The sequence below is a fragment of the Aliiglaciecola sp. 2_MG-2023 genome (assembly GCF_030548145.1).
Taxonomy (GTDB): domain Bacteria; phylum Pseudomonadota; class Gammaproteobacteria; order Enterobacterales; family Alteromonadaceae; genus Aliiglaciecola; species Aliiglaciecola lipolytica_A.
The window spans coordinates 32,253-54,521 of record NZ_JAUORY010000007.1 but is presented as its reverse complement, the minus strand read 5'-3'; the positions used below and the strand labels follow the sequence as shown (position 1 = coordinate 54,521).

The 22,269-nt window shown below is 41.1% G+C and carries 21 protein-coding genes; 15 read left to right on the top strand and 6 right to left on the bottom strand.

The features are described from left to right. Positions 1–157: 157 nt before the first annotated feature. Both yghU and Q4567_RS09105 read right to left on the bottom strand, forming a co-directional pair. Positions 158–1,015, bottom strand: a complete 858-nt coding sequence (gene yghU / locus Q4567_RS09110; protein WP_303500161.1) for a glutathione-dependent disulfide-bond oxidoreductase — start codon at positions 1,013–1,015, stop codon at positions 158–160. A gap of 36 nt (positions 1,016–1,051) precedes the next feature. Further along, positions 1,052–1,606, bottom strand: coding sequence for a carboxymuconolactone decarboxylase family protein (locus Q4567_RS09105; protein WP_303500160.1), 555 nt, complete (start codon positions 1,604–1,606; stop codon positions 1,052–1,054). Positions 1,607–1,860: 254 nt separating this feature from the next. On the opposite strand from Q4567_RS09105, the gene Q4567_RS09100 reads away from it, so the two are divergent. After that, positions 1,861–2,535: a haloacid dehalogenase type II gene (locus Q4567_RS09100; RefSeq protein WP_303500159.1), complete on the top strand. Its 675-nt coding sequence runs from the start codon at positions 1,861–1,863 to the stop codon at positions 2,533–2,535. Here Q4567_RS09100 and Q4567_RS09095 read toward each other — a convergent pair. Next, positions 2,532–3,134 carry a TetR/AcrR family transcriptional regulator gene (locus Q4567_RS09095; protein WP_303500158.1) on the bottom strand — a complete coding sequence of 201 codons (603 nt, stop codon included), beginning with the start codon at positions 3,132–3,134 and terminating at the stop codon, positions 2,532–2,534. The genes Q4567_RS09100 and Q4567_RS09095 overlap by 4 nt on opposite strands. A 397-nt stretch (positions 3,135–3,531) precedes the next feature. On the opposite strand from Q4567_RS09095, the gene Q4567_RS09090 reads away from it, so the two are divergent. After that, the gene (locus Q4567_RS09090) at positions 3,532–4,086 is read left to right on the top strand and encodes a DJ-1/PfpI/YhbO family deglycase/protease (protein ID WP_216050376.1); all 555 of its coding nucleotides are present in this window, start codon (positions 3,532–3,534) and stop codon (positions 4,084–4,086) included. Positions 4,087–4,113: 27 nt separating this feature from the next. Next, a complete protein-coding gene (locus Q4567_RS09085; protein ID WP_216050377.1) occupies positions 4,114–4,794 on the top strand; it encodes an SDR family oxidoreductase in 681 nt (226 codons plus the stop codon). Positions 4,795–4,844: 50 nt separating this feature from the next. On the opposite strand, the gene Q4567_RS09080 is transcribed toward Q4567_RS09085, so the two are convergent. Further along, positions 4,845–5,282, bottom strand: a complete 438-nt coding sequence (locus tag Q4567_RS09080) for an OsmC family protein (RefSeq protein ID WP_216050378.1) — start codon at positions 5,280–5,282, stop codon at positions 4,845–4,847. Between the two features lie 535 nt (positions 5,283–5,817). On the opposite strand from Q4567_RS09080, the gene Q4567_RS09075 reads away from it, so the two are divergent. Further along, complete coding sequence (locus Q4567_RS09075; RefSeq protein WP_216050379.1) at positions 5,818–7,242, top strand: aldehyde dehydrogenase family protein; 1,425 nt, start codon at positions 5,818–5,820, stop codon at positions 7,240–7,242. A 138-nt stretch (positions 7,243–7,380) separates the two neighbouring features. Here the strand turns inward: Q4567_RS09075 and Q4567_RS09070 are convergent, their stop codons facing one another. After that, positions 7,381–8,364: an AraC family transcriptional regulator gene (locus tag Q4567_RS09070; RefSeq protein ID WP_216050380.1), complete on the bottom strand. Its 984-nt coding sequence runs from the start codon at positions 8,362–8,364 to the stop codon at positions 7,381–7,383. Positions 8,365–8,527: 163 nt separating this feature from the next. Here Q4567_RS09070 and Q4567_RS09065 point away from each other — a divergent pair, with 163 nt between their 5' ends. After that, positions 8,528–10,696 carry a PQQ-dependent dehydrogenase, methanol/ethanol family gene (locus Q4567_RS09065; protein WP_303500155.1) on the top strand — a complete coding sequence of 723 codons (2,169 nt, stop codon included), beginning with the start codon at positions 8,528–8,530 and terminating at the stop codon, positions 10,694–10,696. An 87-nt stretch (positions 10,697–10,783) separates the two neighbouring features. Here Q4567_RS09065 and Q4567_RS09060 read toward each other — a convergent pair whose 3' ends face one another. Beyond that, entirely contained in the window at positions 10,784–11,260 is a 477-nt protein-coding gene (locus Q4567_RS09060; protein WP_216050381.1) for a MarR family winged helix-turn-helix transcriptional regulator, read from the bottom strand. Positions 11,261–11,467: 207 nt separating this feature from the next. Between Q4567_RS09060 and Q4567_RS09055 the strand changes: the two genes are divergently transcribed. The 10 genes from Q4567_RS09055 to Q4567_RS09010 all read left to right on the top strand — a co-directional run bounded on the left by Q4567_RS09055 (position 11,468) and on the right by Q4567_RS09010 (position 22,215). Next, complete coding sequence (locus tag Q4567_RS09055; protein WP_216050382.1) at positions 11,468–13,771, top strand: TonB-dependent receptor; 2,304 nt, start codon at positions 11,468–11,470, stop codon at positions 13,769–13,771. A gap of 156 nt (positions 13,772–13,927) precedes the next feature. Further along, on the top strand, positions 13,928–15,235 hold the full coding sequence (locus tag Q4567_RS09050) for an MFS transporter (RefSeq protein WP_216050383.1): 1,308 nt from the start codon (positions 13,928–13,930) through the stop codon (positions 15,233–15,235). Positions 15,236–15,442: 207 nt separating this feature from the next. Further along, a complete protein-coding gene (locus tag Q4567_RS09045; RefSeq protein ID WP_216050384.1) occupies positions 15,443–16,588 on the top strand; it encodes an amidase in 1,146 nt (381 codons plus the stop codon). Next, positions 16,581–17,729: an acyl-CoA dehydrogenase family protein gene (locus Q4567_RS09040; RefSeq protein WP_216050385.1), complete on the top strand. Its 1,149-nt coding sequence runs from the start codon at positions 16,581–16,583 to the stop codon at positions 17,727–17,729. Before Q4567_RS09045 ends, Q4567_RS09040 begins: the two co-directional genes overlap by 8 nt. A 59-nt stretch (positions 17,730–17,788) precedes the next feature. Continuing rightward, positions 17,789–18,148 carry an IacB protein gene (locus Q4567_RS09035; protein ID WP_216050386.1) on the top strand — a complete coding sequence of 120 codons (360 nt, stop codon included), beginning with the start codon at positions 17,789–17,791 and terminating at the stop codon, positions 18,146–18,148. Positions 18,149–18,166: 18 nt separating this feature from the next. Then, the gene (locus tag Q4567_RS09030) at positions 18,167–18,688 is read left to right on the top strand and encodes a nuclear transport factor 2 family protein (RefSeq protein ID WP_303500151.1); all 522 of its coding nucleotides are present in this window, start codon (positions 18,167–18,169) and stop codon (positions 18,686–18,688) included. 8 nt (positions 18,689–18,696) lie between these two features. After that, positions 18,697–19,983, top strand: a complete 1,287-nt coding sequence (locus Q4567_RS09025) for an aromatic ring-hydroxylating dioxygenase subunit alpha (RefSeq protein ID WP_216050388.1) — start codon at positions 18,697–18,699, stop codon at positions 19,981–19,983. Positions 19,984–19,994: 11 nt separating this feature from the next. Beyond that, entirely contained in the window at positions 19,995–20,477 is a 483-nt protein-coding gene (locus tag Q4567_RS09020; protein WP_216050389.1) for an aromatic-ring-hydroxylating dioxygenase subunit beta, read from the top strand. A 9-nt stretch (positions 20,478–20,486) separates the two neighbouring features. Beyond that, positions 20,487–21,239 carry an SDR family NAD(P)-dependent oxidoreductase gene (locus tag Q4567_RS09015; protein ID WP_303500149.1) on the top strand — a complete coding sequence of 251 codons (753 nt, stop codon included), beginning with the start codon at positions 20,487–20,489 and terminating at the stop codon, positions 21,237–21,239. Positions 21,240–21,258: 19 nt separating this feature from the next. Next, a complete protein-coding gene (locus Q4567_RS09010; RefSeq protein ID WP_216050391.1) occupies positions 21,259–22,215 on the top strand; it encodes a PDR/VanB family oxidoreductase in 957 nt (318 codons plus the stop codon). The last annotated feature ends 54 nt before the right edge of the window (positions 22,216–22,269 follow it).

The window sequence follows — 22,269 nt, the reverse complement described above, 5'->3', positions numbered from 1 at the left end:
GGGGGAAGCCACTAAACCACAGGAATAGCTTTTTTGATGCCTATAGTGAAAGTGTTGGTTTGCATACCAAATCAGAAAATTGATTTTTATTATTAAAAAAGCCAAACAATCCTAAGCTTGTTTGGCTTTATATAAATCGTTTTTATGGGGCAAACCGTTACTCAGGTTTTAATTTTAAGACATTATCAATATCTTCAGCACTGTGACGATTTTCAACGAACTCCCAAGGCTCTCCCCAGTTACGATTTACAATACGGCCACGCTGAACGGAAGGACGCGTTAACATAGCCTTTGCCCAACGTTGTACGTGCTTATAATCGTCGACTTGTAGGAAATCTTTGGCATCGTAGAGGTTGCCTAATACAAGATTGCCATACCAAGGCCAAGTCGCTATATCGGCAATACTTAATTCATCTCCAGCGAGAAACTCATTGTCTGCGAGTTGTTTATCTAACACATCTAATTGTCGTTTGATTTCCATCGTAAAACGATTGATCGGATATTCGTATCTCTCTGGAGCATAGCTATAGAAATGTCCAAAACCGCCACCTAAATAGGGCGCAGAGCCATGCAACCATAATAACCAATTCATCACATGGGTACGTTTTACAATTTCTTTAGGCAGTAAAACGTCAAATTTTTCTGCTAAGTACACTAAAATGGAAGCTGATTCAAAAATTGGCAAGGCTTCATCATAGGAGTGATCTACCAACACTGGTATTTTGGAGTTAGGGTTGAGTGCCACAAAACCAGATGAAAATTGATCACCCTCACCGATCTTGATCATATGCGCATCGTATTCGGCATCTTTGCCTAATGCTAACAACTCTTCCAACATGATAGTGATTTTTTGACCATTGGGTGTACCCATTGAGTATAGCTGTAATGGATGTTTACCAAGGGGCAGTGCTTTTTCGTGTGTCGCGCCTGACACTGGGCGATTGATACTTGCCCATTTACCGCCACTTTCAGCATCATGAGTCCAAATGTCCGGTGGTGTGTATTGTTTGTCCATTGTCATCACTCCTATCGTGAAATCTACTATTTTAAATTACGCTTTTTTAGACCAAGCAAATTTTTCAAAAGGTTTGTCTACTGGCGTGCTTGCGATATGGTTAGTGTAATTACTAATCACTTTTTGAGACAAAGCCAATATAATTTCTAACACTTGCTGTTCACCGTAACCCGCGGCGTAGAATTTGTCTAAATCTGCTTGAGATACAATTCCACGATTACGCACAATGGTGATGGTTGTATCAAACAACGCTTGTAACTTAGCAGTAGGCATAGGTTCTTGATTACGCAAAGCTTCAGTTAAAACAGATGATACTTTCATTGAGTTTGCAATAAAGGTGTGGGCAGGTACGCAATAGCTACAACCGTGCTCTACATTAATAGCCTGCCAAACAACAGTCAGTTCTTCAGCATCAAAAGAAGTGTCCATGAATAATTGATGTAAACGCTGGTAAGCCTCTAGTGTTTGCGGAGAACTTGCTAATACAGCGTGCAGGTTAGGCAACATGCCAAATCCTTTTACCGAATTTTCCAATAATGGTTTACTGTCTGCTGGCGCGGATTCAATTGTATGGATAGTTAATGTAGTCATGTTATTTCCTTCAATTATGGTTAATTTTAGTGCTCATTCATCTCAGCTTTAGTGATTAAATGAATGCTAATCTAGAATGTTTCTACCTATTAGTACTTTATGTACCGATTGGTACGATTCGATTGGTTTGCATTGTACCGACCGGTACGATAAAGTCAACACAGATTCGTAGATTGTTTATTTATGGGTTTTACCTTGTAGTCCTAAATAGATTTAAGTGGCTAAATCATTCACTAAAAAACTGGCAGGAAAGAATGAAAATTAATATCACATTTGATGTTTACGGTACTTTGATAGACACCCAAGGTGTGCTGGATTTACTAACTGATTTGGTTGGAAATCAAGCTCAGATATTTTCTGATACTTGGCGATCGAAGCAATTAGAGTATTCATTTAGACGAGGACTGATGCAGCGTTATGTGCACTTTTCTGTTTGTACCAAAGATGCATTGAATTTCACTTGTGATTCATTGAAAGTCAGTTTGACAGAAACCCAAAAACAGCAACTTTTAGATAGTTATAGTTTTTTACCGGCGTTCAGTGATGTTGAAACTGCATTACCCAAATTGGCCCAAAAATATCGATTAATTGCATTTTCCAATGGTGAGTCAAATTCGGTTCATGGGCTGCTTAACAATGCCAATATTTCCGATTATTTCAGTGAGGTGGTAACTGCCGATGAAATAAAAACCTTTAAACCCAATCCAGCAATATACCAACATTTATTAGATAGAATTGATGCTAAATCTGAGTGTACGTGGTTAATCTCAAGCAATCCATTTGACGTAATAGGAGCTAAATCACATGGTCTAAAGGCAGCGTGGGTAAAACGCAGTAAAAGTGCGGTCTTTGACCCTTGGGGAATTGAACCCGACGTTGAAATAAACCACCTAGATGAATTAATGGGTCGCTTAGACTTATCTGATTAATGCAGACCTATTCCCGTAAGAATGTTATCTATTGAGCGTTCAAGCTCTGCCTTGCTGATGCCTGAACGTGCCATTGAAGCTGTTCCTTTTAACATTGTATACAGGCTAAGACTGTTGGTGTGTGCACTGTGATTTAAACCTAATTTGATGGCTTCTGGATCGTTGTTAAACAAATCAGTGTAAAGTTGCATTGGCATTGCTTCGGCTTCAATCAGGATTTGTTCTGCCTCTTTAGGGATCACGCCACTTACCAATTCAGATTGGCATAACACTAAATAGCAACCCTTGGCCTGTTCGGAACTGCACTGCATATCCACAATAGACATCATGTGGTTTTTAAGTCGTTGTTTCAGCGGAATACCTTCCTCAAATAATAGTTTGAGGTGTGTTTTCATCTTCGTTTCAATATAACGTTGAGTGGTTTTGACGAACAATGATTCCTTATTGCCAAATGCACGATACATGCTTGGTTTGCTGATGCCCATACTATCAATTAAGTCCATTAGTGATGCACCAACGTAACCTTTTTGCCAAAAAACATGCATGGCGGCATCTAGCGCTTTGTCAGCGTCAAATTCTCGTTTACGACCGCTTGTCATGATAACCACCTAGGAAAATTATTGGAGGCTTATTATACCACTCGGTACGGAAAATTGAAGAGTTAAACAACATTAGTGATTATTAAGGGGATTATTAGCCTAATCTATAAGAATAAATTGCTCCCTCAGTTATCAAGTCTAATAGACTTTTTGCTGAACTTGTCGATTAACCTAAGATCGTGAAAATCTTACAAAGGTTGTCTACTAATCGACAGAAATAACCTGCTTGTGATTCTCTGCTAGCTGTTATTGTTTCTCCAACCCATTGTTTTTACTAGGATAGGCAGAACGTTTTGTTTTGGTATGGCTGTTGCACCTTCATGCTTTTATTCGGCAGATCTTCTGTGTTAACGGCGGAATCTTTGTTTGATAATTAGACAAAGTAATTGGAGGAAATATGTCAAACAATACAATGTTAAACACCAAAACACTTGCCATTATTGCAACTGATGGTTTTGAACAAAGTGAATTGCTAGACCCCAAAAACGAGCTCGAAGCAAGGGGAGCAATAACCCACGTCATTTCAATTAACGGTAATCAGACAATACGCGGGTGGAACGAAAAAGATTGGGGCGAAACGATTAAAGTCGACAAACAAATTGAGCAAGCCAATCTTGAAGACTATGACGCAGTTATTATTCCGGGCGGGCAAATCAATCCAGATATTCTTCGTACCGATGCTAAAGTCGTTGATTTCATTAAATCAGCCAATGATGAAATTCAAATTAAGGCAATTGCTGCTATTTGCCACGGACCTTGGCTACTGGCTGAGGCTGATATTATTAAAGGCAAAAAAGTCACTTCTTATCCCAGCATTAAAACCGATCTAAAAAATGCACAAGCAAACTGGCAAGATGGCAAGGTTGTGGTGGATGGTAAACTAATCACCAGTCGAAACCCGAATGATATCCCTGCTTTCATCGAAGCGATTACTGAACAATTAGTAAGTTAAGGTTGACTGAAATTAAGGAGTAACTGTATGAGCGAAGAAAAAGTGGTATTGATTACCGGAGCGTCTAGTGGCATCGGTGCTGCAACCACTGAAAAAGTGGTTAAAGCTGGTCATAAGGCAGTGATAACCGCGCGAAGTATCGATAAATTAAATGATATTGCTGAAAACTTGGGAAAAGAACGAGTTTTGCCTGTTAAAGCCGATGTCACTAATCTTTCAGAAATTGAAGCTGTGGTTTCCCAAGCAATTGAAAAATTTGGTCGCTTAGATGTGGTTTTTGCCAATGCAGGCACTGGCTCTAAAGCCGCGGGCATTGAAAAAGGCGATCCACAGGACTGGAAAACAATGTTGGATGTAAATATTAATGCCTTATTATTTACAGCCAAAACAAGTTTACCTTATTTACGAAAAACTCAAGGACACTTTATCATTACTAGTTCGATTGCAGGTAAAATCACCCTCAAAGGCTCAGTATACGGTGCTTCTAAATGGTTTGCTTACGGATTTGGGCAAAATCTAGCGGCGGAAATGGCTGAATGGAACGGGCGCTGTACGACTATTTGCCCAGGTATGGTTAATACGCCATTCTTTGATGAAGCCAAGCCTGATAAATTAGCTCCTAGTGATGTTGCAGATGCGGTACTTTATGCTATTTCAGCAAATCCCCGTTGTGACATAAGAGAAGTTTGCTTGATGCCAACCAAGTAAAAAAAAGGTAGCCCAAGGGGGCTACCTTTTTTATGATCAAATGAGACGAATTAATTGCCCTGAAACGAAGTAATATCCAAGGTTACATCACAGGCTAATAATTTTGATATCGGGCAGTTTAACTTTGCCTCAACCGCCGCCTTTTCAAAATCTGCTCCGCTCATGCCAGGTACTTGAGCATCTAAAGTTATTTCTGATTTGGTGACAGAAAATCCGTCATCGTCTTTTACTAAGGTGATAGCGGCCTTAGTTTCCAATCTACCTTTCTTGTATCCTTGTTCTGATAACCCCATAGAAAGTGCCATGGTGAAGCATGATGCGTGGGCCGCTGCGATCTGTTCTTCTGGATTGGTACCGGCCCTATCCTCAAAACGTGTGTTGAATCCGTAAGGGTGATCTTGCAAGGCGCCTGACTGCATTGAGACATGGCCTTTTCCGTCTTTACCTAAACCATCATATTTTGCTGTAGCCCATTTAACAATCGCCATCTAATTCTCCTTAATTGGTGTTTATTTATGATTTCCTCATAAGCGTTTTTGCACTCAGTATCTTTATACTGGTGTGACACCCATAGAACTAAGCAAGCCTTATTCCAGTTAATGGATAGCGATATATAAGGGGGCACGGGCATTTTTCTGTTAATTACCTGCAATATATTCACGACATAGAGTAAAAGTTGCAGAAACTGTGTTTAGTTTGTGCCTTGGGTTGTCAGTCTGCTTTTATCGTGTCTCAGTTAGCTGCTAAGTCCTTACATTCTTATGAGGCAATTTCAAATAAATAATCGATTAGACTAGGGTTTTTAAATTGGCTTGCTAGTGATTTTTTACGCCTTCATTTCTGACGCTTAGCGGTATGTTTAGTAATAAAAAATCTAGGTAATTTGTTAATTGTTGAAAAGAATCGTAACTATTAAGGTGAAATATAACGTGAAATTTAATGTTTATTTATTTTCCAAGATCAGGTAGCTTGACGTATTGAGAACATCTGATTTTGCTTGATAAAAATAATAAGGATAAATATATGCAACAATTTAACATGACGATAAATGGGAAAAGCTACACATCTGGGAAGACTTTCGATGTTATTAACCCTGCTTTAGGCGTGCCGTTTGCAACTTGTGCTTTAGGCGATGAAAGCACAGTTAATGAGGCTGTTGTTGCAGCAAAAAATGCGTTTCCTAGTTGGAGTCAGCTACCAGAAGAAGCCAGAATTGAAAAAATGAATGCTTTGGTTGGCTTACTTGAAAGTAATATGCCGGAAATTATGGCATTGATTACGCAGGAAAATGGCAAACCGTTTAATGGTTTTGGTGGGATAGGATCAGGCATGGAAGTGGGTGGTTCTATGGCCTGGATTCAAGCTACCTGCAGTTTTTCTTCGCCGCTGCAAGTGATACAAGATAATGATGAGGCCAGAATCGAAGTACATAGAAAACCATTAGGTGTAGTGGCATCCATCACACCGTGGAACTGGCCATTACTGATCGCTATTTGGCATGTGATCCCTGCGTTAAAAACCGGTAATACCGTGATAATCAAACCCTCACCTCTAACGCCTGTTGCTACTATGCGATTTGTGGAATTAGCCAATACGGTTTTGCCGCCGGGTGTGCTCAACGTTATTACCGGTGATGCAGATGTTGGCAATGCCATTTCAGCTCATCCAGACATCAATAAAATAGTATTCACTGGTTCTACACCAACAGGTAAAAAAATAATGAGTTTAGCTTCTAGCAACCTAAAGCGTTTAACGCTGGAATTAGGGGGCAATGACGCCGGTATTGTTTTACCTGACGTGGATGTTAACGCTATTGCGCATAACTTGTTTTTGTCCTGTTTCCACAATAATGGTCAAACCTGTGCCTGTCTAAAACGTCTATATGTGCATGAATCTATTTACGAAGATGTTTGCAATGCACTAGTTGAGCTGGCTAATAAGGTGAAAGTTGGTAACGGCATGGAAGAAGGGATTGAATTTGGTCCTGTACAAAATAAAGCACAATTAGATAAAGTGATTGAGCTTACCGAAGATGCCATTGCCAATGGCGCCACACTTTTGGCTGGTGGCAAGGTAAGAGAAGGAGAGGGGTACTTTTTCCCACCTACCATTATTGCTGATATATCTAATGGTTCTCGTTTAGTTGATGAAGAACAATTTGGACCAGTGATCCCTGTTATTAAGTATTCAAATATTGATGAGGCGATCAAAATGGCCAACGATAATCAATTTGGTCTTGGTGGCTCAATTTGGTCATCTGACACTGAATTAGCCCATTCTCTTGCATCACGCTTGGAGACTGGTTCGGTATGGATTAACGAACACGGCAACGTTCAACCTGATGCTCCTTTTGGTGGTGTCAAACAATCGGGTCTTGGAGTTGAATTTGGCCAGTTGGGGCTAGAAGAGTACACATCAGTGCAAACCATAAAAGTGAGTAAACTCTAGGCATCGCCTAAAGCACAACACAGTCATTTAATAGTCGTTGTAAGGATAGCTTAAGTTTCTTAGGCTATCCTTATTCTGTTGCCTATCGGCATTTTATCCAGTATTCCATTACCCGCAGAAATAACGGTCGTTACAATCTTATCCCTTAGACTTATTCAAAGTGTCTGAGGGCCGTTCGCCAAATCGTAATTTATAATAATGGGCGAATCTGCCTAAATGGTTAAAACCATATTTAATGGCTACATCAGTCACATTTACATCCTGATCCGAAGAGCGTAATACCTCATGTACCGCTAATAATTTTTGTCCACGTACATATTTCATCGGTGACTGTCCAATGAAATGGCTAAAATGTTTGTTCAAGGTAGAGGGCACAACCCCAGTCACCATGGCCAGTTGTTCAAGAGAAATATCAAGATGGATGTTGTCGTGTATGTAGTCTCTAGCACGTTTGACTGACCTTGGTGTCACGTTATCGCTCCCACCGCGCAATCTATCCCGATAGTTATGATGCGGCAGTTGCAGTAACATTAAACATAGGGTGTCTTCAATTTGCTGTAATAAGGGAGCAGCAACCATAGGGGACAGCGGAAGTTCTAACTGACGTCTGGCAAAATTGACGGCATTCATCCAACTTTTACCTTCATATGTATTTAGATCAAATTTAGCATCAAAGATTAATGGCGCTTGCAGTTCATGACCTAATAATTGAGTCAGTGTTTGTTCGACTTTTTGCTTGTCTAATCGAACAGTAAAGAAGCTACAATCATTTGACCAACGCATGTTCATGGCTTGGTTTGGTGACACAACACTGGCAATACCTGGTTGAACAAGGGTTTTCTGGTCTTTCACCGCTACCTCAGCACGGCCTTGCCACGGAACTTGAATGAGAAAACAACTGCCTAATTGCTCAGTTTTAATGGTGACTGCGGTACCATAGGTAATATAGACAAGTGCTGAATGTGCAAATTTAGCCTCATTAACTTGCGCTGAAAATGAACCAGCATTGCCTAATAGCTCAAACTGGTGAGGACAAAAAATATTAGTCACATCTCTTAGGGTTTCATCTACATTTTTCGACGAAAACCGAGAAAACTGATTCAAGGGCAAAATTGGCTTCATATGTTTTCTTCTTTTATTCGTCCTTTTTTTTTTACGCCATTGTTTCTTTGCTGTCAATTGTTATCAAAATCGGATAGTTGAGCGCGAATTGGGATAGTGGGTAGTAAATTAATCATTTACTGTTTTGCTACTAATAATAAGAATCTCATTTAAAGGGGCCTATATGAGTAGCGTATTACTTAAAAAATACTCATCAACAATAAAAATATGTTTACTAATGATCAGCACTATTAGCATTTACGGTTGCGATAGTCCAAAACAAGAAATTCAACCAACACCCCAGCGCAAAGCAGAGTCTCAAAGTCAGTTAACGGTTGGGTTAACAGATGAGAGATTAGTCAATGCCGATTCTGAACCACAGAATTGGTTGTCCCATGGCGGCACCTACAAAGAACAACGTTACAGTTCTTTAGCCGAGATAAACCTTAACAATATTGCGAAATTAGGACTTCAATGGGATTTTGATTTAGAGGGAACACGCGGTTTAGAAGCCACCCCCATAGTTGTCGATGGCGTTATGTATATTACCGGAAACTGGAGTCGTATATACGCTCTAGATGCTAAAACTGGTAGTTTATTGTGGAAATATGACCCTAAAGTGCCACCTGAGTGGGCAGTAAACTTATGTTGTGACGTGGTTAATCGTGGCGTAGCAGTATATGGCGATAAAGTTTACGCGGGCACACTTGATGGCAGGCTTGTGGCGGTAAATGCCAAAGACGGAACGCTTGTTTGGGAAGTACAAACCACGCCAACCGACATACCTTACTCCATTACTGGAGCTCCTCGAGTAGTGAAAGGCAATGTTATTATTGGCAATGGTGGTGGCGAGTTTGGCGTACGTGGATTTGTGTCGGCCTATGACGCACAAACCGGTGCACAGAATTGGCGATTCTACACTGTACCCGGTGATCCAGCGAAGCCATTTGAAAACCCTATTTTAGAAATGGCGGCAAAAACCTGGACAGGTGAATGGTGGAAGCTAGGTGGTGGCGGAACAGTTTGGGATTCAATGTCGTATGATCCTGAACTCGATTTACTCTACATAGGTGTAGGTAATGGCTCTCCTTGGAATCAAAATATTCGCAGTCCACAAGGAGGCGATAATCTTTTTCTATCGTCGATAGTCGCGGTTCGTCCAGACACCGGTGAGTATGTTTGGCACTACCAAACAACACCTGGTGACAGTTGGGATTACACCGCAGCACAACAAATGGTATTGGCTGATATAGAAATTGAAGGCAAATTACGTAAAGTGATTATGCAAGCGCCTAAAAATGGCTTTTTCTATGTATTGGATCGGCAAACCGGTGAGCTGTTGTCTGCAGAGCCTTTTGTTAACGTCAGTTGGGCAACCCACGTCGATAAGGAAACAGGAAGGCCGGCAGTGGTGGAAGGTGCTCACTATAAACAACAAAACTTTATGGGCTTACCAAGTCCATTTGGTGGACATAGCTGGCATTCGATGAGTTACAGTCCTGATACGGGATTAGTTTATATTCCCGCCATGGATCTGCCGTTTAATTTTCAAAGCGATCCAAATTTTCAGCATAATCCTATTGGGGTGAACCTTGGTATTGATGGGGTCGCCGGAGCAATGCCGGAGGACGTGAATATTCGCAAAGCCATTAAAGCCATGTTAAAGGGCTATTTATTGGCATGGGATCCGGTTAAACAACAAGCTGCTTGGTCTGTTGAGCATACCGTTTCTTGGAATGGGGGCGCGTTGTCTACAGCGGGTGGGTTACTATTTCAAGGCAACGGAATAGGCAATTTTAATGCGTACAATGCCAAAACCGGTGAACAGTTATGGTCGTTCAATGCACAAACCGGGATTGTTGCAGCACCCGTCACCTACGCAATAGACGGCGAACAATATGTTGCGATATTGGCAGGGTGGGGCGGTATTATGCCGTTATTGCTTGGTGAAGCTGTGGCAGACTCTGCTGCCAATAAAGTAAATAGGGTATTAGTATTTAAGCTTGGAGGAGACCAACAACTTCCTCCCTTAACCTTGGTAAAACGGGAGCTTAATCCTCCGCCACAAACCGCTTCAAAAGATATCGTGGATCACGGTAGAGCAACCTATCAACAATTTTGTTTCAATTGTCATGGAGATACAGTAGTGTCTGGTGGTGTTTTGCCGGATTTACGTTACAGCCCTTTCAACTTGAACAAAGAAGCTTGGAAAAGTGTCGTGCTCGGTGGTGCATTATCATCGAAAGGCATGGTGTCATTTAAGCAAGTTCTGGAAGAAAGTGATGCTGAAGCGATACGCGCGTACGTCATCAAACGAGCCCATGATAAGTTGGCCGAAGAAAGTGTGAATTAGCCTAAGAAGTGAGCCAGTTAACCCGTTGGTTAACTGCACATTGATATGTGCGGTTAACCGACAGTGTAATGGTAAAAGCGAGTTTCACTAAGCTTCGTCTAGATTGAGGAAGAGTTTCTGAAGAGTGCTGTTAAACGTCTCGATTTGTTGAGCTGTGAAACCTTCATAAATGTTGTCGAACAGTTTTTGTGAGTTTTCGATGATATTGGCAATGACGGTTTTACCTTTTTCAGTTAACTCAACAATAGAGACTCTTCCGTCATTTTTGCTAGTGCGGATAATAACAAGCTCTTTTTCTTGGAGATTATAAGTGGCTCTGGTAATCGTTGGTGTTTTTGCTACAGCGTGGGTAGCAACTTCACTAACACTCAAGGTTCCCATTTCTCGCAATATCATAAGTATACGCCAGGCGGTAAGGTTAATACCTTGTTTTTTAAGGGATTTTTCCATTCGCATGGAATAAGCACTGCCTACTCTCATTAGCCAATAAAATGGGTATTGCTGGAATTCAAAACTCTCTGAAGCAGGTTTGAATTTATTTAGTTTATCCGTATTTTTTTTCATATTTTCAACAAGTTATAAACAAATTTAACACAATAATGCTCGCAATATTACTTGATAAAAAACGTAAAATACAATCATATTTTTTAAAAAATCAAAGATCCGTTTAAAATTAAAACAAGTATCGTTGAATTTTTACTTGACATGTAACGTAATAACTCATACAAATTATAAGCAGAATAACTAGAACATAATCAACGGAGCACAAATATGTCACTTAATTGCAAGCTAAATAAAATAACTCGATCGATATTTAATGCGCGCCTCCCTGTTTCTTTAGCTGTAGTATCTGCTATTGCTATCACCCCCGTACATGCCCAAGAAGACGAAACTGCTGCCGACAATAAGTCTGGTATTGGTGCAATGATGGAAAAGATTCAAGTTACAGCCAGAAAGCGTGAAGAAAGTTTGCAAGAAGCTCCTTTGTCATTGACCGCTTTTTCAGGTGACGGCCTAGAAGCTCGAGGAATTGAGAATGTATCGGAAATAGGCGGTGTTACTCCTAACCTGACTTATCAGAATAGTCCTGGTGCTGGTGGTTCATCATCTGTTGCCACGGTTTATATTCGTGGTGTTGGTCAACGTGATTTTTTAGGCACTATCGATAACGGTGTTGGATTTTATGTAGACGGCGTTTACATCGCTCGTACTGTTGGCGCTACCGTGGACTTACTCGATGTTGACCGAGTTGAAGTGCTTCGTGGCCCACAAGGAACTCTTTTTGGTCGAAACAGTGTGGGTGGAGCTGTTGCCTTATACAGTAAGAAGCCAACAGAAGATTTTGAAGGTTATGTTGATGCCACTATTGGTACTGATTCGTTAGCGAAACTGAAAGTATCAGTTAACGGTGCACTTACTGATAATTTGTTCGGTAATTTTTCGGCATTAAGTGCAACCCAAGATGGCTACGTTAGTCGTCCAGCCGGCGGTGATCTGGGTGACGATGACATGTTGGCATTTCGTGGTTCGCTTCTGTGGGAAGCATCGGATGATGTAGAAGTGAGTTTGATTCTTGACCACAGCACAGAAAACGAGAATGGCCCCGCATTCGAAATTGCTGATGCAGGTACCTTAGTTGATGGTTCTTTCGCAGGTTTTTACAACAATGTATTACAAGCTGAAAGTTGTGGTTACCCAGCGGGTATTACTTCTACTGATCCTATTTGTTACAACAACCAATATGCCACTGAAGGTGTGAATCTTGGCACCGCACCAACCTACTCAGACACCACCTCTTGGGGAGCGAATTTACAAGTAACCTGGGACATCAATGACAACCTACAGTTAAAATCTATTACTGCTTATCGTGATTTAGATGCTGAGTTTGCTAGAGATGCTGATGCATCGCCGTTAACAGTGGTACATTTTTATGATTCATTTGAAGCCTCGCAGTTTACCCAAGAAATTCAATTAATGGGTTCAACTGAAGACGAGAAATTGAACTGGATAACGGGTTTGTATTATTTTGATGAGGAAGGTAATAACCGTAATATCAACGATTTCGCGATTGCTAACTTTGACAGTGATAATGACTTCACCACAACAAGTTCCGCGATTTATGCCCAGGCAACTTATAGTTTTACTGAAAAGTTAGACTTAACCGTGGGTGTCAGATACTCCGATGAAGAAAAAACCTTCGATCCCACTCAAGTTGTATTGAGCAGCAATATTGGTCTTGAGCCTGGTTTTCTACTTTTACCTCTTGGCCTAAATTCAATCGATGTGCAAGAAACCACGCCTATGGTAAACCTAGCGTACAAAGCAACAGACGAGCTAATGGTGTATACATCTTACACTGAAGGTTTCCGTTCGGGTGGTTTTGTACAACGTATATTCCCAGCGTTAGATACGGTTCCGTCGTTCGGTCCAGAGTATGTAGAATCATATGAACTTGGTTTCAAATATGACAGCAGTGACAAACCTTTCTCAGTCAATGGTGCTGTTTTCCAAATGGATTACACTGATATTCAAGTAAGAACCCAAAACCCTGGTTTTGTCGGTTTCTTTGAAGCGAATGTGGGTAGCGCTGAGATTTCAGGATTTGAACTTGAATCTAAATTAGCTTTTGCTGACTACTGGTTTATTGAAGCCGCGGTAGGATACACAGACGCTAAATTTACAAATATTGACGTTGAGCCTCCGTTGGCAGCTGTTGTGACGGTTGATAGTAAGTTTGATCATGTTCCAGAATGGTCAGGTAACATTAGTTTGGCTCGCGATGTTGAATTTGAAAATGGTTCTCTTGTCACTGCGAGACTGAGTGCAAATTACCATACTGAATATTTCAATAACCCAGACAACACTGATGGCATCATTACACCAGAAGTCACCATTGTTGATTTGACAGTTTTATGGCGTTCACCAGATGAAACTTACGGTGTGGACTTTGGGCTTAAGAACTTAACCGATGAAAAATATATCACCGCAGGTTATGAGTCTAATGTAGGTACTACTGAGATCATCAGAGATCGCGGCCGTCAATGGTATGCCTCTTTCAGATATAGCTTTTACTAAGCAAATTAAGCAACTTCAATAAAACAAGAGAAGCATTTGACCCTGTCAAATACTTCTCTTTGCTTACTGCGCCTCTACTTACTGCAAGTTTAATTGCTGTACCGGTAATAGTGTAGTTAGTAAAAAGTGAACTCAATTGCCAATAAAGAGCAACGTATGAAAGAAGGTCAATCTATACAAACATTTGAGCACATTTTGGATGATGGAAAGTTATCTTTAACTCAAATTCTCGTCGTGTTCATTTCATTTTTGTTGATGATATTAGACGGATTCGATATCACCTCAATGTCCTTTGTCGCACAGCGTGTTAGTGAACAACTGAATATTAATCCTACTAATTTAGGCTTGGTGTTTAGTGTGACACTCGCAGGTATGATGTTAGGCGCAATGATAATTGCGCCATACGCGGATAAAATTGGCAGACGAAAAATGTTGATTGCCAGTGTTATTGCAATTGGCATATCTATGTTTTTAACAGGGTTAGTCAGTGCATTTTGGCAATTAGTTGTTTTGCGCACAATTACAGGTCTTGGGGTCGGGGCCATGCTGGCCAATGTTACCGCCCTTACATCTGAATATACGCCTACTAAATATCGCAGTTTTAGTGTCGCAATTATTTCCGCTGGCTTCCCTTTGGGGGCCACTATTGGCGGGATTATTGTCGTTCCAATTCTACCTACCTATGGTTGGGAAATTGTGTTTTTTAGTCTTGGTTTGGTTACCTTAGTAATGGCCGTTGTAGTGTATTGTTTGGTACCTGAGTCACTACAGTTTTTAAAAACCCAAGGGACTGACAGTGCGTTAAACAAAGTTAATCTGTTATTAACCAAAATGAACCGCAGCACCATAAGTGAATTTGTCGTTGATAATAACTATGCAATTAACAAAGCCAGCGTTTTAAGTTTATTGAGTCCTACCTTTCGAACTAAAACCATACAGTTATGGTTAACCTTTTTGTGCGTTTTTATCTCCTTATATTTTTTACTAAGTTGGTTACCAAAGTTGGTGATTAACGAAGGCTTAAGCGAATCTGATAGCGTATTTTCGGCAGTGGCGTTAAATGGAGGAGGGGTTATAGGTTCGCTTCTTCTGGGTTGGTTTGCCGCTAATTTCGGTTTAACTAAATTGATTACGATTTTTCTCTCAATATCTGGCCTAGCGATGCTCTCGTTTGGGTTCTTGTTTGAGTTTATGAATTTATTCATCTTATTGTTTATTATCGGGTTTTTATTGCTTGGTGCGTACGTTGGCCTCTATTCCACATCGGCAAAGATGTATCCAACTGAAGTCAGAGCAACTGGGATCGGTTGGGCTTTAGGTCTAGGACGATTTGGTGCTGTCATTGGCCCATACGTAGGTGGTTTATTAATAACCTATGGTTTTAGTATGGAGCTCAATTTTGCGGTCTTTGCTATACCTCTATTGATAGCAGCGGCGATCGTTTTCCAATTAAAGGTTCGCTGATAGTAACTATCCTAGCCAGTAAATATCTACTGGCTAGTCATCTGTTTTTTATTCTGTATTCGCTCGAAAAAAGTAACGAAGCTGTTTTACAAATGATTATTTTTGCTTAATTATTAATAGAATATTTACATTAATATTCACTTGATTAATCATGTAATTTAAACTAGTCTTTAAACATTAGTATTCGAAACCAAGGCAATATTTACGATGTGTGTATTTACCAAAAAATTTGAAATTGGCACAAATACCCAATTGGTTGCGGGTATCAAAGATAATATCGATGTAGCTGGTTTTGTGACTGAGGCCGGCAGCAAAGCATTTAGTCACAATACTAGCGCCACTAAACATGCTGATGTTGTGGCGACTATGTTGGCATCTGGTGTGAAATTAGTCGGAAAACTAAATATGCACGAGTTGGCATATGGCATGACGGGTGTTAACTCTTATTTGGGGACTCCGGTTAACTATCTGTATCCAGAATATATCCCTGGCGGATCATCGAGTGGATGTGCCGTTGCAGTTGCTGAAATGACAGTGGATTTCAGTATCGGCACTGATACCGGTGGTTCAATTAGAGTGCCAGCCGCGTGTTGCGGTGTATTTGGTTTTAAACCTACCTTTGGTCGAGTTAGTCGTAAGGGGGTAGTGCCTGCTGAGTCAACCTTAGATTGTGTTGGTCCTTTGGCGTTTTCAGCAGAAGATTTGATTAAAGGAATGCAGTGCATAGACCCAACTTTTGCGCCAATTTCTATTGATAGACCAATTAAATTGGCGCGGTTGGATGTTGCGGCTGACAGCCTAATAAACCAGTTAGTCGATAAGGCTTTAAACCAGAGTTTTATTGAATTACGCACGACTACTTTAGCGGGCTTAAATGATGCCTTTGATGCCGCATTGAAATTAATGAATTTTGAGATGTGGCAAACCTTCGGTCATTTACTCAATACCGGAAAACTGGGTAGTGATATTGAATCGAGATTACTAGCGGCAAGTCAGATAAATCCCAATATCGCCTCAGAAGCTGAAGTTGTCAGAGCGCATTTCAGTCAACAAGTGGATGACGCTTTAAAAGGAGTTGATGCCCTTGTACTGCCAACACTTCCCTCATTTCCTCTCAAACGAGTGGATGGGTTAGAAGGTAAAAACGATCTTAATATCAGCTTTTTAACTAGACCATTCAATTTATCTGGGCATCCAGCCATTACCATCCCACTTAAAAATGAGTTGGGAAAGCCTGTAGGTATGCAGCTTGTAGGAGCCAAGGGAAATGATGAACTCATATGCGAAATTGCTAAAAAATTAAGCTGTTCGAATAACATTAACACTGAATGTGTGGAGAAAAACGATGTATAAAAATTCAATGGATATGACCCAGTGGGGCGGAGAAGAAAAAGTAAATGCACTGCTAAGTGATATTCGCTCACGTAGAGCTGAGTTCGAAGAGCAACGTTTTATTTCAAATGATGTTGTTGAACAATTCAAAGATATTGGAATTTACCGCTCCTTCGTACCAGAAAGTTTTGGTGGCAGTGGTAAAACCCCAAGCGAGTTTTTAAAAGCAATTGAAACTATCTCAACAGCAGATGGTTCTGCAGGTTGGGTTGCCAGCTTTGGAATGAACCCTGCGTATCTTGCGGCTTTACCAATGGATACACTCAAAGAGGTGTGGAAGGATTCCGCTGATATAGTTTTTGCTGGTGGCATCTTCCCGCCACAAAAAGCCAAAAAAGTAAAAGGTGGTTACATTGTAAATGGCCGTTGGCAATTTGCTAGCGGTTGTATGGGCGCATCTCTACTCGGCGTCGGTGTGATGCCTGATGATGGCAGTAAATTACCAAAAATGGCGGTAATGCCGGCTGATAAAGTCAAAATCGAAAAAACCTGGAATGTGCACGGCATGATTGGAACGGGTAGTTTTGATCTGATTGTAGAAGACGTGTTTGTTCCTGAGGAATGGACCTTTGTACGTGGCGGCACACCCACAGTCGACACGCCGTTTTTCAAATATCCTTCATTGTCATTTGCCGCGCAGGTGTTATCGGTAACCGCGTTAGGTATTGCTCGAGATGCCATCGATGTGGTTGTTAACTCGGCCAAAAATAGAAAATCAGTTACTGGCGCCCCTAATTTAGGGGAGCGTCATTATGCACAAATAGATATTGCTAAAGCGGAAGCCAAAGTGCGTTCTTCTCGCGCGTTCTTTTATGAAGCAACTGATGAAGTGTGGGATGTGATTATGCAGGGGGACGAACCAAGCAAAGATCAAATCAGTCTAATTCGCTTAGCAACCACTAATGTGGCTAGAGAGTGTGCTGAAGCCACACGCATTGCTTATCAATTATCTGGTATGCAGGGCGCTTATTTAGATCATCCGTTATCTCGTTGTTTAAGAGATGCGCATTTGGTAACACAACACGCCTTTATGGGTGAAGTTACCTATCAAAATGCTGGGGCTATTATGTTTGGACACCCACCATTTCCTGGTTATTTGTAAATTCAGAATTTAAAAAATTAATTATTAAAAAATGTTAAACCCTATTGGAGGAAAACGTTATGAGTGAATCAACTTCCCATCGAGTATTGTTTTGTATCGGTGTTAATCAAAATTTCATGGACTCTACAAAAGAGGTCATGGGTGATGTTTGGCAAGCTTTTAGTGCGATGATGAAGGGCATATCTGATCTGCCTGGCGTCAACGTGCTTGGTATTATGGATGATGATCGAATTCAAGTCGGTCCTTCCGCTTCCGCCCCTTGGACTGCCTATATTATGGCAGATGTTCCAGACCTCGAAACTGTTATTGCTGGTTGTGATTTCTTCCGCTCAACACCTGTGGGTGACGGCACTTACAGCTTGTGGAAATACTGCAAAGTAGAAGCACGTATTGGTCGTGAACTTGTTGTTCCAAGCTAAATTTTTGGAATACAAAATATGATTTCATTACAACAATTAGAAGCATTGCAGCAACGACTCTCTGTTTTAGAAAGCGAAAAACGAGTGAGTGCCTGCATGAATCAATACATGCGACTTTGCGATGATTTAGCGCCTGGTTTTGAACTTAAAAATCTGATGGTTTTGTTTACAGACGATGCCATTTGGGAAGGTAAGGGCCAGCGCTATGCCAAAACATTTGGGCGCTATGAGGGCATTGATGCAATCGAAAACATGTTTGCAAAATATGCTACCTCACCAGGTCATTTTAACCTGAACGTGCATTTTTTGGGTAATGAAACCATCACGATTGACGGTGACAAAGCTACTGGGACTTGGCTGTTGGTGCAGCCTTCAGATTTTATTGATGGTCGTTCACAATTAAGTTGCGCGCAAATTAAAGCAACTTTCGTTTTATCCGAACAGGCTTGTCAAATTTCACACTTTGTTACTGAAAATAAATTCAGCCGTCCTATGGCCCAGCCATGGGATAACAGCGCGGCATTGCCAGTGCCAGAATAGGACTTCTCATGAATACAGAAATTAAAGTAAAAAACCTAAACAGTACTGCTGATTTGGTACTGGAAGATAGAGTGCATAAGTCTTTGTACTCTAACCCAGAAATTTTCGATGAAGAATTAGACAAGATATTTAATAACACTTGGGTTTGGGTTGCTCACGAAAGTGAAGTACCAGAATCGGGTTCATATAAGACAGCTTCAATAGGTCGCCAACCGGTTATCGTAGTACGTGATCGTAAAAACAATATTCACGTGATGTTGAATCGTTGTCGTCACCGTGGCGCAACTGTGTGCGAAGGTAAAACCGGTAAAACCAAAGCTTTCACCTGTCCATATCATGGTTGGGGATACGGTTTAGATGGTAGTCTACGTGCATTGCCTAAACCTGAAGAATACGAAAATATCCTTGATAAAGCTGAATTTGGTTTAGTTAAAGTACGTACCGAATCCTATAACGGGATGGTTTTTGCAACCTTAAAAGATGATTTGGAATCGCTAGATGAGCATTTAGGCGGCGCTAAAAAATGGATCGACTTATTTGTTAAACAAGGCGGCGGTTATCCACTTAAAACCCTTGGTGATCATCGATTCAGATTCCCTGGAAACTGGAAGATTCAACTAGAAAACACCACTGATGCCTATCACTTCCCCATAGTACATAAGTCATTTATAGCATCTGTTGATGAAGAGGCTGCTGAAGTTTTTGATTTCCTAGACGGTGAAGGTTATGTCGAAGATTTAGGAAATGGTCATAGCGTGATGGTGATGATCCCTGAGTTGGTCGATCTAGAAGAAAATTTAGATGAGCCGATTCCCGAGCGTTACGCAGACTTGGCTAAGAGTTTAGCTGATGAAGGTCATTCTGACGAAGAAGTACGTCGTCTAGTTAGAGCGGTCGGTGGTAGCGGGTTTAATTTGAATCTGTTCCCGAATATTGCTTGTTCAATGGCGTTTTTCCGTAATCTTGTGCCAATTAGTGCTAATGAAACTGAAATTCACCATATCGCCATAGGTGGCAAAGGTGCTCCTGAAGCCTTTAATCAGAAGCGCATGCGTTTACATGAGCATTTCCAAGGGCCAATGGGGTTCGGTACACCTGATGATGGTGAAGCATGGGAACGTGTTCAAGCTGGTTCTATTGCTGGAACAGATGGCTGGATCATGATTAATCGCGGTTTGTCCAAATTATCTACCTCTGCTGATGGCAATGTTAAAGGGGCTGTTTGTTCTGAAACTGGCATGCGTGCTGCGTATCAGAAATATAAGAAGATGATGTCTGTGGAAAGCGGAAAATAAGGATCGATAAAATGAAATTAGATACCCAATTATTAGCCGATGTAACTGCCTTCTTGAATATTGAAGCAGACATGCTCGATAACAAAGAATACCAACAGTGGTTAGATTTATGGCTTGAGTCCGGTTTGTATATTGTTCCGGTAGATCATAACGCTACAGATTACGCGAATACCCTCAATGTAGCATACGACGATGATGAAATGCGTAAGTTGCGTATTGAACGTTTAACTAGCGGTGATGCTATTTCAACGCAATTAGGTGAAAAAACCGTACGTACTATGTCACGCTTCCGCATACTTGACGATATTGATGGCTTTGTGAGAGTGCGTTGTGCCTATAGTTTGTATGAAAATAACAAAAACGGCGTACGTTGCTATCCGGCTAATTTGCAATTCAAATTAGTCCGTGACGGCGGCAGTTTCAAAATTGCTGAAAAGATCGTTAAAGTCATGAAATCAAGCCAGCATCTGACGACTGTCAGTTACTTGTTTTAAGGGGACATTATGAGTTCCAATAAAAAAGTGGCTTTGGTCACCGGTGCTGCGCAAGGGTTAGGCTATGTGATTTGCGAGTCTCTCATCAAAGCGGGTTATTCGGTGGTGGTCAGTGACGTTAATGGGTCGCTGGCGGCCCAAGCTGCTAAGGTACTCGACCCCACAGGCGAAGTGGCAGTTGCGACTAAGCTTGATGTCATGAGCAAACAAGATTTTTGTGAAGGTTTAGCGTTTACCCTTGACACTTTTGGGCATTGCGATGTGTTAGTTAATAATGCAGCGATGACACCAACTACGTCGTTGATGGAGATCAGTCCAGAAGAATTTAGCCAAGTGCTAGACATTAATTTACGTGGCAACTTTATTGGTAGCCAAGTGTTTGGGCAATATTTTGCTGACCAAAGTTTTGGCCGAATTATCAATTTAGCCTCTTTGGCTGGACAAATGGGGGGCACCGCATCCGGTGCCCATTACGCCGCATCAAAGGCTGGAATTACAACGTTAACCAAAATCTTTGCCAGACAATTTGCTGACAAAGGTGTGACGGTAAATGCAATTGCACCAGGTCCGGTAGATGTGCCATCTGTTAGAGACAAAGTACCCGCAGATAAACTTGAACATATTATTAATAACATGATCCCCGTTAAGGCCATGAGTAACCCTGAATTTATCGGTTCAGTGGTTGTGATGTTGGCAGCCGATGAAGCGAATACAGTCACTGGCGCGACTTGGGATATTAACGGCGGCATATACATGCGTTAAGCATGATGAGGAGAATCTTGTGGATAATGAATTAATCGACGTTGTAATAACGTCACGCACTGAACAAGGTGCGGGTATTGCAGTGATGGATTTGGCAAGTGCCAATGGACAGCCGCTACCTGCGTTTTCGGCTGGCGCTCATATTGATGTTCACTGTGGTGATGATCTGATACGTCAATACTCTTTATGTAATGATCCAGCATCGAGCGAGTCTTATCGAATTGGCGTGTTAAATGACCCTAATTCTAGAGGCGGTTCGGCTAAAATTCATGCTGAATTTAGCGAGCAACAACATATAAAAATTAGCCCACCGCGTAATCATTTTCCACTTGATAAAGATGCTAAGAAAAGCATTCTTGCCGGTGGCGGAATTGGTATTACACCAATGATTGCGATGGCGTACGAACTGTTGAAAGCAAACAAAGAATTTGAACTTCATTATTGCACGCGCACTAAAGGGGCTGGTGCATTCGAAGATGAGCTAGTATCGGCTTTTGGTGATCGGGTTTGTTTTCATTACGATGACCAAGATAAATCTCAATTGTTTTCTCCAAAAGATACCTTTGGCGATTTCCAGCCAGGCACGCACATCTATGTTTGTGGGCCAACGGGCTTTATGGATTGGGTGATAAATAGTGCAAAAGAACAAAATTATCCAAGCGACCATGTTCACTTTGAGTACTTCAGTGCAGATGTTGATACATCCGGTGACAGCTTCGAAGTCTACTGTGAACAAAGTGATATTACCGTCACTGTAGGTAGCGAAGAAACGATCGCCAAAGCCCTTCGAAAAGTTGGAGTGAAGGTCAACATGTCTTGTGAGGAAGGTGTCTGCGGCACATGCATTACTGATGTTATCGAGGGCATTCCAGATCATCGAGATCACTTTTTAACTGACGAAGAGAAAGAAGACAACGACCAGATTGCTTTATGTTGTTCTCGTGCTAAGTGTGAGCGATTAGTTATTGATATTTAAAACCTTTTAGTTTTCTAAAACAGGTAAAAGTGTTGAGTAAGGCACAATTGAAAA

Coding starts and splice junctions, on each gene's coding strand:
- yghU (WP_303500161.1), bottom strand. CDS start 1,015: ATGGACAAACAATACACACCACCGGACATTTGGACTCATGATGCTGAA.
- Q4567_RS09105 (WP_303500160.1), bottom strand. CDS start 1,606: ATGACTACATTAACTATCCATACAATTGAATCCGCGCCAGCAGACAGT.
- Q4567_RS09100 (WP_303500159.1), top strand. CDS start 1,861: ATGAAAATTAATATCACATTTGATGTTTACGGTACTTTGATAGACACC.
- Q4567_RS09095 (WP_303500158.1), bottom strand. CDS start 3,134: ATGACAAGCGGTCGTAAACGAGAATTTGACGCTGACAAAGCGCTAGAT.
- Q4567_RS09090 (WP_216050376.1), top strand. CDS start 3,532: ATGTCAAACAATACAATGTTAAACACCAAAACACTTGCCATTATTGCA.
- Q4567_RS09085 (WP_216050377.1), top strand. CDS start 4,114: ATGAGCGAAGAAAAAGTGGTATTGATTACCGGAGCGTCTAGTGGCATC.
- Q4567_RS09080 (WP_216050378.1), bottom strand. CDS start 5,282: ATGGCGATTGTTAAATGGGCTACAGCAAAATATGATGGTTTAGGTAAA.
- Q4567_RS09075 (WP_216050379.1), top strand. CDS start 5,818: ATGCAACAATTTAACATGACGATAAATGGGAAAAGCTACACATCTGGG.
- Q4567_RS09070 (WP_216050380.1), bottom strand. CDS start 8,364: ATGAAGCCAATTTTGCCCTTGAATCAGTTTTCTCGGTTTTCGTCGAAA.
- Q4567_RS09065 (WP_303500155.1), top strand. CDS start 8,528: ATGAGTAGCGTATTACTTAAAAAATACTCATCAACAATAAAAATATGT.
- Q4567_RS09060 (WP_216050381.1), bottom strand. CDS start 11,260: ATGAAAAAAAATACGGATAAACTAAATAAATTCAAACCTGCTTCAGAG.
- Q4567_RS09055 (WP_216050382.1), top strand. CDS start 11,468: ATGTCACTTAATTGCAAGCTAAATAAAATAACTCGATCGATATTTAAT.
- Q4567_RS09050 (WP_216050383.1), top strand. CDS start 13,928: ATGAAAGAAGGTCAATCTATACAAACATTTGAGCACATTTTGGATGAT.
- Q4567_RS09045 (WP_216050384.1), top strand. CDS start 15,443: ATGTGTGTATTTACCAAAAAATTTGAAATTGGCACAAATACCCAATTG.
- Q4567_RS09040 (WP_216050385.1), top strand. CDS start 16,581: ATGTATAAAAATTCAATGGATATGACCCAGTGGGGCGGAGAAGAAAAA.
- Q4567_RS09035 (WP_216050386.1), top strand. CDS start 17,789: ATGAGTGAATCAACTTCCCATCGAGTATTGTTTTGTATCGGTGTTAAT.
- Q4567_RS09030 (WP_303500151.1), top strand. CDS start 18,167: ATGATTTCATTACAACAATTAGAAGCATTGCAGCAACGACTCTCTGTT.
- Q4567_RS09025 (WP_216050388.1), top strand. CDS start 18,697: ATGAATACAGAAATTAAAGTAAAAAACCTAAACAGTACTGCTGATTTG.
- Q4567_RS09020 (WP_216050389.1), top strand. CDS start 19,995: ATGAAATTAGATACCCAATTATTAGCCGATGTAACTGCCTTCTTGAAT.
- Q4567_RS09015 (WP_303500149.1), top strand. CDS start 20,487: ATGAGTTCCAATAAAAAAGTGGCTTTGGTCACCGGTGCTGCGCAAGGG.